Raw genomic sequence first — 17,531 nt, 5'->3', positions numbered from 1 at the left:
CAACGACCAGCTATTTCTTCTCTGCTGTTCCCGCAAACGCAGGTGCGGCAAAGTTTTGCGCCATACCTCAACTGGAGACGCCTGAAATGTCGGAGTCTGTCGCTCTATCCAACTGGGCTACAAGCGCATATGAAATTTTTGAAGGTTATTTTTCGTTTGCGTGGCGGCGGTCACGGTACCGTGCATTGCGCAGATGTTCAAAAAGCTCCGCACGATCTTCCGGGGAAGCGGAACGATAATACGCCAAAAGCTGCTGCTCATCTGTAGAAAGATCCAGCACAGAATCGGCAAGGTAACGACGCTCTTTGCGGCGTGCATACACTTTCACGCGCTGACCGGAATCGCTCAGACGCATCGCATCTACAGAGTTTGCGCTGTATCCGCACAGCTCATCCAAAGAAATGCGGTAAAGACGGCAAAGGCGCATCAGGTCAAAGATGGCGGGTGTCGTTTTGCCGGTCTCATAATACGTGTAGGTGGAACGCTCAACGCCAAGAATATTCGCAAGGATCGACTGCGTGTAGCCGCTTTCTTCACGGAAACGCTTGAGACGTCGGCCGAAGATTGCTTTAGATTCTATTTCTTCCATTGCTGTTCACCATCCGCTGTGTCATTCCGTGAAAATCGTGCACATAACTGTGTTGTATCTTTTGCGCGAGATACAAACAGAAGATACAATGATAGTATACGCTATTTGCGCCACTATGCACGACTACGTGAGAAATATTCACGCGAATGATGTGTATATTCTGTGCAAACTCAAACTGCTTTCATATATAAGTATACACAATACGCATATAGAAAAATGTCGGTTTTTGACGACAGGTGCAGAACGTTCGGAAAAACAGGAAGTGAAGAAAAAGAAAAGCCGCAAAAACTGCGGCTCTTCGGAATTTTAAAGGTGACGGAAACTCACGGGTTTACGGCGCTTTTCATCATCTCGTCGTCGCCGGTAAGCGCCGCGAGCATCAGGTTATACACGCGCTGTGGGTCGCGGTGAAAGTTCTTTTTCACTTCGCGTGCCTGATATAGGTCGGGCACATACACGGTAAGGCTCATCAGCTCCATTTCTCCGCCGGAAATGTGGCATGTCACGTTGTAGCCGTTTTCGGTGCGGACAATGGTCGCCACGTTTTCGCGCTCCATCTTAGCGGAAGCCAGCAGAGCCGTGGCGGCGGCTACGGCCTTATCACGCACGGAAGAGGGGATAAGCTGTTCTAAGTCATCCGCCACACTCTTGCCACGCTTAGTCAGCACATAGGTGTTGTCCTCCTCGCGGGTGACATTGCCAAGGCTCACAAGGGCAGAGAGCGCATCGCTCGCCTCAAAGTAATTCGCAAGGGATTTTTCCTGCAAGACCTTGATGATGTCATCGCCCGAAAGCGGCGCGTTCACGCTTTTGAGCATATAGCAGATCAAAATGCGGATATCGCTTTTCGAGCGCAGTCCGCCCGGCGCAACGCCGCCGGTAAAAGCATCATATTCCATACGGTTTTACCTCCTTCTAGTTATCAATAAAGCTGATATTCTTCCATTTTCCGCGCGCAAAGCGGATGACAAAGCAGGCGCCGCGGCAGAACCAATCGATACACATTGCAATCCATGTGCCCAAAATGCCCATGTTAAAGTAGATCGCCAGAATGTAGCTGAAGCCGATGCGGAAGATCCACATGGAAAGCAGGGAAACAATCATCGTAAAGCGCACATCGTTCGCAGCGCGCAGGGCGTTCGGCAGGGCAAAGGCCAGCGGCCAAACAATGACGGCGCAGATGCCGTGCACAATGAAGACCTCCATCGTCATTGTGGTCGTTTCCTCGGAGAGTGAGTAGAACGAAAGGATCTGCTTGCTGAACAGCAGCATCAAAAGCGTCATAGCCCAGACGACACCGTAGGTGATGAGCATCAGCTTCTTCGTGTACTTTTTCACAGCTTCGTAGTCCTTTGCGCCGATGCACTGGCCGACGACCGTGATCATCGCCATGCCGAGCGCCATGCCCGGAATAACCTGCAAGGAAGCGAGGTTGCCCGCCACGGCGTTCGCTGTGATGGAAATGGTGCCGAAGCCCGAAACAATGCTTGCAACCAGAATTTTGCCGATCTGGAAAATGCTGTTCTCAAGGCCGTTCGGCACGCCGATCTGCAAAATGCTCTTCAACATGGAGAGGTGGATTTCCGGCTTATGGAGCTTATCATAGAAAATAATACGGCGCGGGTTCAAAAGCAGCACCGTAATGATGATGGCGCCTACTGCACGGGAAACAAGAGAAGCCGCCGCCGCGCCCGCCGCAGCCATCTGGAAGCCGTAGATTAAAATCGCATTGCCCACGATGTTGATGGTGTTCATTAAAATGGAAATGAGCATCGTCGTGCGCGAATCGCCCATAGAGCGGAACAGCGCCGCACCGGCGTTATAGACCGCAAGGAACGGATAGGAGATCGCGGAAAGCAAAAAATAGATTTGCGCGTGCGCCATAACGTCCGCTTCAATGGAGCCGAAAACCATGTTCAGCACCGGCTTGCGGAAGAATACGGCGATGACGCCCAGCACGGCCGAAAGCGCAAGGCTGGCGTAGAAAAGCTGCTTTGCCGCAAGACTTGCGCTTTTGTGGTCGCCGCGCCCGATGTACTGGGACGCAATGACCGCGCCGCCCGTCGCCAAAGAAGAAAACAGCGTGATGAGCAAAAAGTTGATGGAGTCCACAAGGGAGATGCCGGAAACCGCCGCTTCGCCGCAGGAGGAGACCATTACGGTATCCGCCATACCGATGGTTACGGCCAGAAGCTGCTCAATAACAAGGGGTATGATGAGCTTCCGCAGATCTTTGTTTGAAAACACGTCTTCGCCTCATTTCAATATTTTGGGCAGTCTATTCGCTTTTTTGGGAAGAAAGCCCATGCTAAATAACAGACAACTCAATTTTACTATGTTTTCTACTAAAATGCAACGGGATAAAAGAAAGTTTTTCGTCAATATTTTGAACCGGAGAGAAATGGCGTGTTCTTGCCGGATTTTCGGCGTTCAAACGGAAATTACTCCAAACAGACTTTCGTTCCGAAAATATCGGTTAAAAAAGTTGAATTAAGCATTGCGAAATTTTGAATTCCGTGTTAAGATATAACCATTCTGATAAAATGCGGGAATGTGGTGTTTTTTCAGAATGCAAATTACATTTTCTATTTTTATTTCCATAACGCTTCGGTGAAAGGAGGTAAGATTATGGAGACCAACATCAGCACCGTTCAGGTTGTTCTGATGGGCCTTATTACCGTGTTTGTGGTCCTGATTTGCTTGATCGTTATCATCAAGATCCTCGGCCTCATCATGGAGAAGGTCGCTAAAAAGCAGCCGGCTCCGGCAGCAGCCCCGGCCGCCGCAGCACCTGCTGCAGCACCCGCTCCGGCGGTATCCGCCCAAAACAACCAGCAGATCGTTGCCGCTATCGCAGTCGCGATCGCCGAGGAGATGGGCACGGACGTTTCGCACATCCGCATCCATTCCATCAAAAGAGTCTGAAATGCGCAAAGCGCGAAATCTAACAGATGAGAGGTAAGTTCAATGAAAAAGTATAATGTCAATGTTAACGGCACAGCTTATGAAGTAACAGTAGAAGAAGTCGTCGGCGGCGCAGCACCGGCTCCGGTTGCAGCAGCTCCGGCAGCAGCACCCGCTCCGGCCCCGGTCGCAGCACCGGCAGGCGCTGGCGAGCAGGTCAAGAGCCCGATGCCCGGCAACATCCTTTCCGTCAACGTCAATGTTGGCGATACCGTTGCTGAAGGCCAGGTTCTCATGATTCTCGAAGCTATGAAGATGGAAAACGAGATTATGGCACCGAAGGCCGGCAAGGTCACCAGCGTGAACGTCCAGAAGGGCGCAACCGTTGAGAGCGGCACACTCCTCTGCGTTGTTGGCTAAGTTAAACTTAAGCCTACGCACATACTACTAAAATAAGGAGTGTTAAATTATTCATGGAAGCGATAACTAATTTTCTGAATAGCACAGGCTTCGCAAAGCTCGGCGAAAACCCGCTGCAGCTCGTTATGCTCGCTGTTTCCTGTGTTCTTCTGTACCTTGCTATCGTCAAGAAGTTCGAGCCGCTGCTCCTTCTGCCGATCGCATTCGGTATGCTTTTAACAAACCTGCCCGGCGCAGGCATTTACCATGCAGAGCTGTTTGAAGGCGGTCATGTGCATTGGGAAATGTTTGCGGAAGGTGTTAAACTCGCAAACGGTTCCACGGAAGCTGCCGGTCTGCTCGACGTCCTCTATCTCGGCGTTAAGCTCGGCGTTTATCCGTGTCTCATCTTCATCGGCGTCGGCTGCATGACAGACTTCGGTCCGCTGATTGCAAACCCGAAGAGCCTGCTGCTCGGCGCTGCCGCACAGCTCGGCATCTTCGTCACCTATGTCGGCGCTGTCCTGCTCGGCTTCACCCCGGCACAGGCTGGCTCTATCGGTATCATCGGCGGTGCAGACGGCCCTACGGCCATCTTTGTCACCTCCAAGCTCGCACCTGAACTCCTTGGCCCGATCGCCGTTGCCGCATATTCCTACATGGCGCTCGTTCCGGTTATTCAGCCGCCGATCATGAAGGCGCTCACCACAAAGAAAGAGCGTATGATCCAGATGAAGCAGCTCCGTCAGGTTACAAAGACCGAGAAGATTCTGTTCCCGATCGTGGTTACCATCTTTGTTTCCCTCATGTTGCCGTCCGCTGCATCCCTCGTCGGCTGCCTCATGCTCGGCAACCTTCTCCGTGAGAGCGGCGTAACAGAGCGTCTGAACAAGACCGCACAGAACGAGCTGATGAACATCGTTACGATCTTCCTCGGCACCTCTGTCGGTGCAACAGCTACCGCTGCAAACTTCCTCAATCCGCAGACGCTTAAGATTCTCGTCCTCGGCGTTGTTGCATTTGGTCTCGGCACCGCAGGCGGCGTTCTGCTCGCAAAGCTCATGAACGTCTTCCTTAAGGATAAGATCAATCCGCTCATCGGCTCCGCCGGTGTTTCCGCCGTTCCTATGGCGGCTCGTGTATCGCAGGTCGTCGGCCAGAAAGAGAATCCGCGCAACTTCCTGCTCATGCACGCTATGGGTCCGAACGTCGCAGGCGTCATCGGTTCTGCTGTTGCAGCCGGTGTGTTCCTGGCTCTGTTCGGCGTTTGATAACGCTTAGGAAAGGAAGTAACAGTTATTATGGCTAAGAATCCCCTTAGAATTACCGATACCATCCTGCGTGACGCGCACCAGTCTCAGGCCGCAACGCGCATGCGTATCGAGGATATGCTTCCGGCTTGCGAAAAGCTGGACAACATGGGTTACTGGTCTCTGGAGTGCTGGGGCGGCGCAACGTTCGACGTCTGCATGCGTTTCCTGAACGAAGACCCGTGGGAGCGTCTCAGAACGCTTAAAAAGGCAATGCCGAAGACCCCGTTGCAGATGCTCCTGCGCGGCCAGAACCTCCTCGGCTACAAGCACTATGCCGATGACGTGGTTGCAGAGTTCTGCAAAAAGTCCATCGAAAACGGCATCGATGTCGTCCGTATCTTCGACGCACTGAACGATCCCCGCAACATGGAGACCGCTATGAAGTACGTCAAGGAATATGGCGGCAAGGCAGAGGCTGCCATCAGCTATACAAAGAGCCCCGTGCACAGCGAGGATTACTTCGTAAAGCTCGCTATGCAGCTTGAAAAGATGGGTGCAGATACCATCTGCATTAAGGATATGGCAAACCTGCTCCTTCCGTACGACGCATATTCGCTCGTAAAGAAGCTGAAGGAAAACGTCAGCGTGCCGATCCATCTGCATACCCACAACACCACCGGTACAGGCGACATGGTCAACCTGATGGCTGCACAGGCAGGCGTTGACATCGTGGACTGCGCACTGTCCCCGCTCGCAAACGGCACCTCTCAGCCGGCAACTGAGTCCCTCGTTGCCACGCTGCAGGGCACCAGCCGTGATACCGGCCTTGATCTTGAGAAGCTCAGCGAGGTTGCCGCACACTTCCGTACGGTTGCCGATAAGCTGAACATTAACCCGAAGGTCCTTAAGGTCGATACCAACACGCTGCTGTATCAGGTTCCGGGCGGCATGCTTTCGAACCTTATCTCTCAGCTCAAGCAGGCAAACGCAGAAGACAAGTACTATGATGTGCTCGCAGAAGTGCCGCGCGTCCGTGCTGACTTCGGTTACCCGCCGCTCGTTACCCCGACCAGCCAGATCGTCGGTACGCAGGCTGTTATGAACGTTCTTGTCGGTGAGCGCTATAAGATGGTCACCAAAGAGAGCAAGGGCATGCTGCGCGGCGAATACGGCAAGCTGCCGGGCGAGGTGAACGAGGAAGTCCGCAAGAAGTGCATCGGCGATGACAAGGTCATCACCTGCCGTCCTGCCGACCTCATCGAGCCGGAGCTTGAGAAGTACAGAGCAGAGATCGGCGACAGAGCAAAGAGCGAAGAGGATGTCCTCTCCTACGCACTGTTCCCGGCTGTTGCTACAAAGTTCTTTGAGTGGCGCGACAATCCGCATAAGGATGAAGCACCTGCCGCAGAAGCTGCACCGGCTGCAAAGCCCGCAACACCGGCCAACAACGGCCCGAAGACCCTCTACGTTGAGGATCTCACCAACGGCAACTTCTGATTGATCGGAAATCCGCTTAAATAAGTGAACAAAACGCTCGTCCCAGTTTATCAGCGGACGAGCGTTTTTGCATATCTGTGCAGCTATATAGCTTTACATGAATATAAAGCTATACTCCTTTACACACAACAACGCCGCTGCCCGATTTAAAAGAGGCAACGGGGTTGCTCTATAATTGCAGGGGGGATAGGGCGTCGTGCTCACGCGCATCTACCGTACTGTTTGCGCGGTACCTTTCTTTCCTTTTTTCGCGCGAATATCTATTTACAAAAGCCGGGCAAAATGTTACAATCACAGTAAGAATCCCCGAAATGGCGGGCGAAAGGACGGAGTTTGTATGTATAAATTTGATAGAGAAAAATATGATAAGCGTATGCAGTGGTTTACCCACGACCGCTTCGGCATGTTTATCCATTGGGGCCTTTACGCCATTCCTGCGCGCGGCGAGTGGGTGCGCTCCACGGAAGAGATTCCGGAGGAGGACTACATCCCGTTTTTCAACGAGTTTAATCCGAAAGATTTTGACCCGAAAAAGTGGGCGCGCCTTGCAAAGCAGGCCGGCATGAAGTACGCCGTGCTCACTGCAAAGCACCACGACGGCTTCTGCCTGTTTGATTCCGCTCTTACCGATTGGAAGGTCACGAACACGCCTTACGGCAAAGACATCGTGCGTGAGTATCTCGACGCGTTCCGCGCAGAGGGCATCAAGGTCGGCCTTTATTATTCGCTGCTCGATTGGCACCACCCGGATTACCCCGCCTACGGCGACCGCCAGCATCCTATGCGCAACAACATCACCTATAAAGATAAGCCCTATAACTTTGATAACTACCTTGATTACATGCACGGTCAGGTGCGCGAGCTCTGCACAAACTACGGCAAGCTCGATATGATGTGGTTCGACTTTTCCTACGACGACCTCACCGGCGAAGCGTGGCGTGCGTCGGAGCTCGTGCGTATGGTGCGCTCCCTGCAGCCGGACATCATCATCGATAACCGTCTGGAGGTCAGCGGCAGTGGCTTCGGCTCCATCGCAACGGACGAACCGCTTGAGTACAGCGGCGACTATGTCAGCCCGGAGCAGATCATCCCGCAGACCGGCTTTAAGGACAGCCGCGGCCGCAATATCTGTTGGGAAGCCTGCATCACGATGAACGACAACTGGGGCTACTGCGCAAAGGATAAGAACTTTAAGCCCGCCGAAATGATTATCAAAAAGCTCGTTGAGTGTGTCAGCAAAAACGGCAATATGCTCTTAAATGTCGGCCCGGATGCCAGAGGCAATATCCCCGCAGAGTCCGTCGAGATTCTGGAAAAAATCGGCGCGTGGATGCAGAAGAATTCCGATTCCATTTACGGCTGCGGCGGCTGCGACCTGCCGAAGCCCGAAAACGGTCGCATCACCAAAAACGGCAAAACGCTCTATTATCACATTATGGAAAACTCCATCGGCGGTATCCCGCTGCAGGGCATTTCGCTCGATGAGGTTGAGTCTATCCGTCTCATCTCCGACGGCACCGAGATAAAGCCCCTTAAAAACTGGATCGTTGAAAACTACCCGGACGTCGTGTTCGTGCAGGTTTCCAACACTGTAAAACTGCCCGATGACATCGATACCGTCATCGCTGTCCACACAAAGTAAACCAAAAGGAGTGCGTGTTTATGGGTAAAAAAGCACTATTCGCCGCAGCGTTGGCTGCAGGTGCGGCCGCGGTTGTCTCCAACGCCGTTTTAAACGATACCCTGCGCCGCCGCCCGCCGAACAAAGACCCGCTGCCGGACGATGAAGAAACCCGTGCGGCAACAGTATGGTTCAAGAAATATGCCAAGCGCGTCACGTACCGCAACCCCGAAAATATGCGCCTCACTGCATGGTTCATCCCGCACAAAGGCCACCGCTATGCCATCATCTGCCACGGCTACGGCAGCCGCGCAGAGTGTATGCGCCACCGCGGCAAGTCGTTTTATGACCTCGGCTTTAACATTTTAATGCCGAACGCTCGCGCCCACGGTGACAGCGCCGGAGACTGGATTGGCATGGGCTGGCCGGAGCGTAAGGATATCATCGGCTGGATCTACGAGGTTATTCGCCGCGACAAAGACGCGCATATCCTTCTCTACGGCGAATCCATGGGCGCTGCCACCGTCATGATGACGGCGGGCGAGCAGCTGCCGCCGCAGGTGAAGCTCGCCATTGAAGACTGTGGCTACACCTCTGTGTGGGATCAGGCCAAAGCCGCTGTCAAAGATCTGTATGGCGGCGCAATGGGTGTGTTTATCCCGGCGGTGTCGCTTGCGTCCAAAGTGAAGTTCGGGTACAGCTTTCGCGAAGCGAGTGCGCTTAATCAGATTCGCCGCTGTAAAATTCCCGTGCTGTTCATTCACGGCGAGGCGGATGCTCTCGTGCCGTGCGCCATGGTGTATCGCCTTTACGAAGCCGCAAACTGCGATAAGCAGCTGCTTACCGTGCCGGGTGCAGGCCACTGCCTTTCCGCTTCCGTCGCGCCAAAGCTCTATTGGAGCGCTGTGCGCAGCTTTATCGAACGTTATATCGACCGCTGAAAACCGGGCGGCACCCATAGGCGGTGCTGCCCTTTTTCAAGCATTTGAAAGGAATGAAAACCATGGCCGCAAGACGAAAAAGGGAAGAGGAAGCGGAGTTTTTAAAGCTGAATACCACGTCTAACCCTACGGAGCTCGATATTTTGACGTTTGCGCTGCACCTTTTGGACCCGAACTGCCCCGCGCAAACAACGGCGGCCGCACTTTTGGAGCGACACGGAAAACTCAGCGACGTGTTTGATACCCCCGCGCAGATTTTGGCGGAGTGCCCCGGCGTCGGCCCGCGCCTTGCAAGTGCGCTCGCTGCTTACCCGGACTTGTTCCGTGCCTATATGGAGTCGAAAAATCAGGCGCGCACCCGTATTGTCGATACCAAAACCGCCTTTGCCGCCGTGCAGAACAAATTTTTCGGCAGAAAAACGGAGATCGTCGTGCTGCTCATTTTGGACAGCAAGGGGTATTTAAAATACATGGGCATTGTCAACGAGGGCTCCGTGCACGGCGTGCCCATCTATATCCGTCAAATCGCCCGGCTGTGCCTTTTGTACGACGCCGATGCCGTTTACCTCGCGCACAACCACCCAAGCGGCAACTGCACGCCCTCACGGCAGGACATCCAAACAACCAAGGAGATCGAGCTCGCACTCTCCGGCATAGACGTCATCCTCTCCGACCACTTCATTTTCACGGACGAGGACTACCTCTCCATGCGCGCGACCGGCGTCCTACAAAAGCTTCGCCACGACATCGCCACCCTAAAACGGCAGATCATTACGTAAAAGCCGAACATCACAGGACGTCGGCGGACATAAACGGCGGGACGCATTGACAAACGGGTGTTCGCGTGTTATACTAAGTCATAGTGAAACGTATGTTCTAAAAGTTCAGTAAGGGAGCAAAGCCATGCAGGAGCGGGATAAATTTGTATTGAAGTCAAAATATCAGCCGACGGGCGACCAGCCGAAGGCGATCAAAGAACTTGTGGAGTCCATCCGCGCGGGGCATAAGGAGCAGACGCTGCTCGGCGTTACGGGCAGTGGCAAAACGTTCACCATGGCGAACGTCATTGCGGAATTGAATCGTCCCACGCTTGTTTTGGCACACAACAAAACGCTTGCAGCGCAGCTTTGCAGTGAGTTCCGCGAGTTTTTCCCGGATAACGCCGTGGAATACTTCGTTTCCTACTACGATTACTATCAGCCGGAAGCGTACATTGCGCAGACGGATACCTATATTGAAAAAGACAGTGCCATCAACGAGGAGATCGATAAGCTGCGCCACAGCGCCACCAGTGCGCTTTCTGAGCGGCGGGACGTCATTATCGTCGCGTCCGTTTCGTGCATTTACAGCTTAGGCGACCCAATCGATTACCGCACGATGGTCATTTCACTGCGCCCCGGCATGGAAAAAAGCCGCGATGCGCTTTTGCAGAAGCTCGTCGAGATCCAGTACGAGCGCAACGACATCAACTTTACGCGCAATAAGTTCCGCGTGCGCGGCGATGTAGTGGAAATTTTTCCGGCGGAATCGAGCGAAAAGGCGATCCGCGTCGAATTTTTCGGCGATGAGATCGAACGCATCAGCGAGGTTGTGCCGCTTACGGGCGAGATTGTCAGCGATTTAAAGCATGTCGCCATCTACCCGGCGTCGCATTACATCGTCCCGCGCGAAAAAATGGCGGTCGCGCTCAAGGAAATCGAGGCCGAAATGGAAGAACGCGTCAAGTTCTTTAAGTCCGAAGATAAACTCATCGAAGCGCAGCGCATCGAGCAGCGTACACGCTATGATATTGAAATGCTCAGCGAGATCGGCATGTGCAAGGGCATCGAAAACTATTCGCGCGTGCTTTCGGGCCGTAAGCCCGGCAGCCAGCCGTGCACACTGCTCGATTATTTCCCGGACGATTTTCTGCTGTTCGTCGATGAATCGCACGTGACGCTGCCGCAGGTGCGCTCCATGTACGCCGGAGACCGCGCGCGCAAGCAGAGCCTTGTGGATTACGGCTTCCGTTTGCCCTCGGCGTATGACAACCGCCCGTTGAATTTTGACGAGTTCTATGCGCACGTCAATCAGGCGGTGTTCGTCAGCGCTACGCCGGGCGACTTGGAGTTGGAAAAATCCGCGGCGGTCGTGGAGCAGGTCATTCGCCCGACGGGACTTTTAGACCCGCGCATCACGGTAAAGCCGACCGACGGGCAGATTGACGATCTTATTTCGGAGATCAACGTGCGTACCGCGCGCGGCGAGCGTATTCTCGTGACAACGCTCACGAAAAAAATGGCGGAAGACCTCACGGGCTTCCTTGAAAATTACAGCATCCGCGTGCGCTACATGCACCACGACATCGATACGGTGGAGCGCATGGAAATCATCCGTGACCTGCGTCTCGGCGAGTTTGACGTGCTTGTCGGCATCAACCTGTTGAGAGAGGGTCTTGATATCCCGGAGGTGTCGCTCGTCGCAATTCTGGACGCAGATAAAGAGGGCTTCCTGCGCAGCGGACGCAGCCTCATCCAGACCATTGGCCGTGCTGCGAGAAATGCACATGGCGAGGTCATTATGTATGCCGATTTTGTCACGCCGTCGATGGAATACGCGATACGCGAGACGGAGCGCCGCCGCGCCATTCAGGAAAAATACAACGAAGAACACGGCATCGTGCCGCAGACCATCGTGAAAAAGGTCTCCGAGATTTTGGAGATCTCCACAAAGGCGGAGGAAGCAGGCGGTAAATCGAAGAAAAAGAAGAAGTATACGGCCGCCGAAAAGCGCGTGATGATCGACAAGCTCACAAAGGAGATGAAGGCGGCAGCAAAGCTGCTTGAGTTTGAGCATGCAGCCTACCTGCGTGACCGTATCAAGGAGCTGGAAAAATAGGAGTTTTCGACATGATTGACAAGGCAAAATGCTTTACGGAGACAATGTGTCAATTGGCACTGGAATACAATGCAAAGCTGAAAGACTTTACAGCAAATCAAGTGACTGTCACAACGCCGGCGAAGCCCGATGGCGTGCGGCTCTATTCGCATGCGCTGCCGTTCTTCCAAATGGCATCAACCGGCAGTGGCGTGGTTATCACGGCGAACGAGGTTTTGCACCCATTTTTAAAGGAGTTTACGGGCGATACCGAGCGCTTCAAGCACTCGTATTGGTTGTTCGAGCTTCCGCATTTGCTGTGCATCGAACGTGAGCTGAACAAATACGACTACACATTGTCGTCGACCTTCCACATGTTTTTGCCCGGCAAGCCGCACAAAATGTGTGTGATGCCGGACGCCTTTACACTTAAATGGTTTGACAAAACGAGCGTGAAAACGTTGTACCCGAACACGGATTTTCCGAATGCGTTAAGTGAAAAAGAAAATCCCGACCGCCCGGACGTCATCGCACTCGCGGCGTATGACGGCGACGAGATCGCGGCGCTGGCGGGTGCTTCGGCAGACACGGACGCACTGTGGCAGGTCGGCATCGACGTAAAAGAACGGTACCGCGGACATGGACTCGGCACAACACTTGTAAGTCTGCTGTGTGACCGCATCGAAGCGCTCGGCAAAACGCCGTTTTACGGCACAGTGCTTGCCAATTTACATTCGCAGAACATCGCCCTCAACACGGGCTTTTACCCCGCGTGGGTGGAAATATCAAGCTTTAAAAGGGAAGAAACGAAAGGGTAAACCGAAATGAGTTCAAAGTACATCACCGTGACCGGTGCAAGAGAACACAACTTAAAAAATATCAATGTAAAGCTGCCGCGTGATCGACTGGTCGTGCTGACGGGACTTTCCGGCTCCGGCAAGTCCTCTTTGGCGTTTGATACCATCTACGCCGAGGGCCAGCGCCGCTATGTAGAGTCGCTTTCAAGCTATGCCCGTATGTTCCTCGGGCAGATGGAAAAGCCGGATGTCGATAACATTGACGGCCTTTCGCCGGCCATTTCCATCGACCAGAAAACAACCTCCAAAAACCCGCGTTCCACGGTAGGCACGGTGACGGAAATTTACGATTATCTGCGCCTTTTGTACGCGCGCATCGGTGTGCCGCACTGCCCGGTCTGCGGCAGAGAGATCCGCCAGCAGACCGTCGACCAGATCGTCGACCGGGTGATGGAGATGCCGGAGCGCACGAAAATTCAGGTTTTGGCGCCGGTGGTGCGCGGCAGGAAAGGCGAGCACCAAAAGGAGTTTGAGGCGGCGCGCAAGGGCGGCTTTGTCCGTGTGCGTGCTGACGGCATCATTTATGACCTTTCCGAGAGCATCAAGCTTGAGAAGAATAAGAAGCATAACATTGAAATTGTCGTTGACCGTCTTGTCATCAAGCCGGATATCCGCTCGCGCTTGGCGGATTCCGTAGAGACGGCGACAGGACTTTCCGGCGGGCTTGTTATCGTAAACGTGGTGGACGGCGAGGATACGCTGTTCTCTCAAAACTACGCTTGCCCGGAGCACGGCGTCAGCATGGAGGAACTTTCGCCGCGCATGTTCTCGTTCAATAACCCTGCGGGCGCGTGCCCGAAGTGCACGGGTCTCGGCGTTTTCATGCGCATTGATCCGGCGCTCATCATCCCGGACGACCGCTTATCGATTCGTAAGGGCGGTTTGAAGGGCAGCGGTTGGGCGATGGAGGGCAGCACCATTGCGACGATGTACATGGAAGCGCTCGCAGAGCACTACCATTTTTCGCTTGATACGCCGATCCGCGACCTCTCACCGGAGCTTGTAGACATTTTGCTTTACGGCACGAAGGGCGAGAAGATTAAGGTGCACCGCAAAAGCGAGTACGGCCGCGGCACGTATGAGACAGAGTTTGAGGGCATCATCAACAACCTTGAGCGCCGTTTCCGCGACACGTCCTCCTCGTGGATCAAGGAGGAAATCGAGTCGTACATGAGTGCGGTGCCGTGCGACGCATGCGGCGGCAAGCGTCTTTCCAAGGAGAGTCTTGCCGTGACGGTGGGCGGTAAGAATATCAGTGACTTTTGCGACCTTTCCGTTGTGGACGCGCTGGCGTTCCTCGATGCGTTGACGTTGACCCCGCGCGAAGAGATGATCGCGGCGGCGGTTTTGAAGGAAATTCGTTCACGCCTTGGCTTTTTGCGCAACGTGGGTCTCGAATATCTGACGCTTTCCCGTGCGGCGGCGACGCTTTCCGGCGGTGAAAGCCAGCGTATTCGCTTGGCGACGAACATCGGCTCGTCTCTCATGGGCGTTTTGTATATCCTCGATGAGCCGAGCATCGGCCTGCACCAGCGCGACAACCACAAGCTGTTATCGACCTTGATGCGTCTGCGCGACCTTGGCAATACGGTCATTGTCGTGGAGCACGACGAGGACACGATGCTTGCGGCTGACCACATTGTGGACATCGGCCCCGGCGCGGGCATTCACGGCGGCAACGTGATTTACAGCGGCGACGTGCAGGGTATTTTGAAGTGCCCGGAGTCCATCACCGGCCAGTATTTGAGCGGGCAGCGGTTCATTCCCGTGCCGCAGACCAGACGCGAAGGAAACGGCAAAAAAATCACCATTGTCGGCGCGCAGCAGAACAACCTGAAAAACGTGACGGTGGACATTCCGCTCGGCAAGCTTGTGTGCATCACAGGCGTTTCGGGCTCGGGCAAATCGTCGCTCATCAACGAGGTGCTGTATAAACGTTTGGCGGGCGAGCTGAACGGTGCGCGCACGGTGCCGGGCAAGCATAAGGAAATTCGTGGCATGGAGAACCTCGACAAGGTCATTCAGATCAACCAGTCGCCGATCGGCCGTACACCGCGCTCAAACCCGGCGACGTATACGGGCGTGTTTACGGATATTCGCGAGCTGTACGCCAGCACGCCGGAAGCGAAAATGCACGGCTTTACCTCCGGGCGCTTTTCGTTCAACATTAAGGGCGGCCGCTGCGAGGCGTGCCAGGGCGATGGCATTATTAAAATCGAGATGCACTTTTTGCCCGACGTTTACGTTGCGTGCGATGTATGCAAGGGCAAGCGCTACAACCGTGAGACGCTGGAAGTGAAATACAAAGGCAAAAGCATTTACGACGTGCTGGAAATGACGGTGGAGGAGGGCCTTGCGTTCTTCAAGGACCACCCGAAAATCGCGCGCAAGCTGCGCACGCTGTGCGACGTGGGACTGGGGTACATCAAGATCGGTCAGCCGGCAACGACGCTTTCGGGCGGCGAGGCACAGCGCGTGAAGCTTGCAACGGAGCTGAGCCGACGCCCGACCGGCAAGACGGTGTATATTCTCGACGAGCCGACGACCGGTCTGCACATTGCGGACGTGCACAAGCTTGTGGAGGTTTTACAAAAGCTCGTGGACGGCGGCAACACGGTCATCGTCATCGAGCACAACCTCGACCTCATCAAGACGGCCGACCATATCATCGACCTCGGTCCTGAGGGCGGCGACAAGGGCGGCATGATCATCGCGGAGGGCACACCGGAGCAAGTGGCGGCAACGAAGGGTTCCTACACCGGCGAGTATATCAAAATGATGCTGGAGCGTGACAAAAAGCGCAGGGCGGAGCAGAAAGCCTGACAAATTCAAAGTGACGTATGACGCTGCGGGCCCGGTTTTCGGGTGCGCGGCGTTTTTGCGGCTTTAAACGGATTGACACGGAAAAAGAATCTGTCCAAGATATAAAGCCGGAAATTTTGCGTCTTTCAGGGGTGCGGGCGGTTCATATTTACATTTTGTTCAACACATTTGCGTGTAAATCGGGTAGAATGAAGAACGGAAAGGAGAGGTTTGCGGTATGTTTGGCTATGTGCGTCCGTTCAAGGGCGAGATGCTCGTGAAAGAATACGACGCATATAAAGGCGTTTACTGTCAGCTTTGCCGGGCGCTCGGAAAATATTACGGTTTTCCGATGCGGCTGACGCTGAGCTACGACTGCACGCTGTATGCGATGCTGGCACTAAATCAGCGCGATGCCGATGTAAAGGCGGAGAAAAAGCGATGCTGCTGCAACCCGATGAAAAAGTGCACGTATGTGTGCCCCGCGAACGAGGATGTGTTTGCCGAAGAGGCGTTCCATAAGGCAGCGGCACTGAGCATCATTATGACGGTGCACAAGTTGCGCGATACCGCCGCGGATGAAGACGGGCTGAAAGCGTTCGGCGCACGCGTTCTGCGCTTATTTGCGCGACGCGCGATGAAAAAGGCGAGCAATGATTATCCGTTTATGGCGGACGCCGTGCAGAAAATGATGGACGACCAGGCCGATGCCGAACACGCGAAGGAAATTTCCATTGACCGATGCAGTGCGCCGACGGCGGAGATGCTGCAGACGATCTGCGCGGAGCTTGGCAGCAATGCGGGCGAAAAGGCCGTTTTGAGCGAGGTGGGGTATTTCCTCGGGCGCTGGATCTACATTATGGATGCAGCGGACGACCTTACGGATGACCTTTTACAGCAGAAATTCAACCCGTTTATTCAAAAGCTGGGACTGGAAAGCTCGCGCGGGTTACATTTATTGCCCGAAGAACGCAAAAGGGCCGACGAAGAGTGCAATGCGGTATTAAACGGCTCGCTTGCACGGCTGCTGCCGGCGGTGAACCTATTGCCGAGCGGCAAATTTACCCGAATTTTGGAGAATATTTTTGAAAAAGGGCTCCCGGAAATGCAAAGGGAGATCCTTTTCCTGCATATAAAGAAGGAGAAACGACATGACTGATCCGTATAAGGTCCTCGGGGTGTCGCCCTCGGCGACGGATGAAGAAATTAAAGACGCATACAGAAAGCTTGCAAAAAAGTACCACCCGGATCAATACGGCGACAGCCCGCTCTCCGAGCTTGCGGGCGAGAAGATGAAAGAGATCAATGAGGCGTACGACACCATTGTTTCGCAGCGCAAAAACCGCGGTGCGAACAATAACAGTTACGGCTACAACAACTATAACACGTACAATGCGGGTTATAACGCCGGGTATGCGGGTGGCAGCAGTGCCTCCGGCTTTAACGATGTACGCCGTTTCATTATGGCGGGGCGCATTGCAGACGCGGAGCAGATCTTAAACGGCGTGCCGGTGGAAAGCCGTAACGCCGAGTGGTATTTCTTAAAAGGTACGGTTTTATACCGTCGCGGCTGGCTGGAGGAAGCGAAGGAGCACTTTACGCGCGCGTGCCAGATGGACCCGGGAAACCCGGAGTATCAGGCGGCGCTGAACCAGGCCATGAACCAGCGCAGCGGCGTTTACGGCGGCTACAATCCGAATATGAACATGAACAATGCGGGTGGGTGCAACGCCTGTGACATCTGCAACGGTCTGATTTGCGCGGACTGCTGTTGCGAGTGCATGGGCGGCGACCTGATCCCCTGCTGCTAAG

Annotated in this window: 15 protein-coding genes; 12 read left to right on the top strand and 3 right to left on the bottom strand. The window is 54.2% G+C overall.

Features of this window, described 5'->3' with window-relative positions:
- Positions 1 to 145 precede the first annotated feature (145 nt).
- The 3 genes from ACI0CA_RS09785 to ACI0CA_RS09775 all read right to left on the bottom strand — a co-directional run bounded on the left by ACI0CA_RS09785 (position 146) and on the right by ACI0CA_RS09775 (position 2,836).
- Positions 146 to 589: a helix-turn-helix domain-containing protein gene (locus tag ACI0CA_RS09785; RefSeq protein ID WP_308449566.1), complete on the bottom strand. Its 444-nt coding sequence runs from the start codon at positions 587 to 589 to the stop codon at positions 146 to 148.
- Positions 590 to 912: 323 nt separating this feature from the next.
- Positions 913 to 1,488 (bottom strand): DUF4364 family protein, encoded by a 576-nt coding sequence (locus ACI0CA_RS09780; protein ID WP_176820162.1) that lies wholly within the window; start codon positions 1,486 to 1,488, stop codon positions 913 to 915.
- Between the two features lie 16 nt (positions 1,489 to 1,504).
- Complete coding sequence (locus tag ACI0CA_RS09775; RefSeq protein WP_419047363.1) at positions 1,505 to 2,836, bottom strand: MATE family efflux transporter; 1,332 nt, start codon at positions 2,834 to 2,836, stop codon at positions 1,505 to 1,507.
- Positions 2,837 to 3,217: 381 nt separating this feature from the next.
- Between ACI0CA_RS09775 and ACI0CA_RS09770 the strand changes: the two genes are divergently transcribed.
- The 12 genes from ACI0CA_RS09770 (at position 3,218) to ACI0CA_RS09715 (ending at position 17,530) form a co-directional block, all read left to right on the top strand.
- Positions 3,218 to 3,514 carry an OadG family transporter subunit gene (locus tag ACI0CA_RS09770; protein ID WP_176820160.1) on the top strand — a complete coding sequence of 99 codons (297 nt, stop codon included), beginning with the start codon at positions 3,218 to 3,220 and terminating at the stop codon, positions 3,512 to 3,514.
- 42 nt (positions 3,515 to 3,556) lie between these two features.
- Positions 3,557 to 3,913 carry a biotin/lipoyl-containing protein gene (locus tag ACI0CA_RS09765; protein WP_176820159.1) on the top strand — a complete coding sequence of 119 codons (357 nt, stop codon included), beginning with the start codon at positions 3,557 to 3,559 and terminating at the stop codon, positions 3,911 to 3,913.
- Between the two features lie 53 nt (positions 3,914 to 3,966).
- A complete protein-coding gene (locus ACI0CA_RS09760) occupies positions 3,967 to 5,163 on the top strand; it encodes a sodium ion-translocating decarboxylase subunit beta (protein ID WP_308449569.1) in 1,197 nt (398 codons plus the stop codon).
- 30 nt (positions 5,164 to 5,193) lie between these two features.
- Positions 5,194 to 6,642: an oxaloacetate decarboxylase subunit alpha gene (locus ACI0CA_RS09755; protein ID WP_308449570.1), complete on the top strand. Its 1,449-nt coding sequence runs from the start codon at positions 5,194 to 5,196 to the stop codon at positions 6,640 to 6,642.
- Between the two features lie 337 nt (positions 6,643 to 6,979).
- Positions 6,980 to 8,284, top strand: a complete 1,305-nt coding sequence (locus ACI0CA_RS09750) for an alpha-L-fucosidase (RefSeq protein WP_308449571.1) — start codon at positions 6,980 to 6,982, stop codon at positions 8,282 to 8,284.
- A 20-nt stretch (positions 8,285 to 8,304) separates the two neighbouring features.
- Entirely contained in the window at positions 8,305 to 9,204 is a 900-nt protein-coding gene (locus tag ACI0CA_RS09745; protein ID WP_308449572.1) for an alpha/beta hydrolase, read from the top strand.
- A gap of 62 nt (positions 9,205 to 9,266) precedes the next feature.
- On the top strand, positions 9,267 to 9,983 hold the full coding sequence (locus tag ACI0CA_RS09740) for a JAB domain-containing protein (protein ID WP_308449573.1): 717 nt from the start codon (positions 9,267 to 9,269) through the stop codon (positions 9,981 to 9,983).
- Between the two features lie 124 nt (positions 9,984 to 10,107).
- The gene (gene uvrB, locus ACI0CA_RS09735) at positions 10,108 to 12,081 is read left to right on the top strand and encodes an excinuclease ABC subunit UvrB (protein WP_316686963.1); all 1,974 of its coding nucleotides are present in this window, start codon (positions 10,108 to 10,110) and stop codon (positions 12,079 to 12,081) included.
- An 11-nt stretch (positions 12,082 to 12,092) separates the two neighbouring features.
- Complete coding sequence (locus ACI0CA_RS09730) at positions 12,093 to 12,878, top strand: GNAT family N-acetyltransferase (protein ID WP_446806902.1); 786 nt, start codon at positions 12,093 to 12,095, stop codon at positions 12,876 to 12,878.
- Positions 12,879 to 12,884: 6 nt separating this feature from the next.
- Positions 12,885 to 15,740: an excinuclease ABC subunit UvrA gene (uvrA, locus tag ACI0CA_RS09725; protein WP_446806903.1), complete on the top strand. Its 2,856-nt coding sequence runs from the start codon at positions 12,885 to 12,887 to the stop codon at positions 15,738 to 15,740.
- 217 nt (positions 15,741 to 15,957) lie between these two features.
- Positions 15,958 to 16,878 carry a DUF5685 family protein gene (locus tag ACI0CA_RS09720; RefSeq protein WP_308449577.1) on the top strand — a complete coding sequence of 307 codons (921 nt, stop codon included), beginning with the start codon at positions 15,958 to 15,960 and terminating at the stop codon, positions 16,876 to 16,878.
- Positions 16,871 to 17,530, top strand: a complete 660-nt coding sequence (locus ACI0CA_RS09715; protein ID WP_308449578.1) for a J domain-containing protein — start codon at positions 16,871 to 16,873, stop codon at positions 17,528 to 17,530. The genes ACI0CA_RS09720 and ACI0CA_RS09715 overlap by 8 nt, the downstream gene beginning before the upstream one ends.
- The last annotated feature ends 1 nt before the right edge of the window (position 17,531 follow it).

Origin of the sequence: Hominenteromicrobium mulieris (assembly GCF_046197855.1) — a bacterium.
GTDB lineage: Bacteria > Bacillota > Clostridia > Oscillospirales > Acutalibacteraceae > Hominenteromicrobium > Hominenteromicrobium mulieris.
The sequence above is the reverse complement of the archived record's forward strand: the minus strand, read 5'-3'. Positions and strand labels throughout refer to the sequence as shown.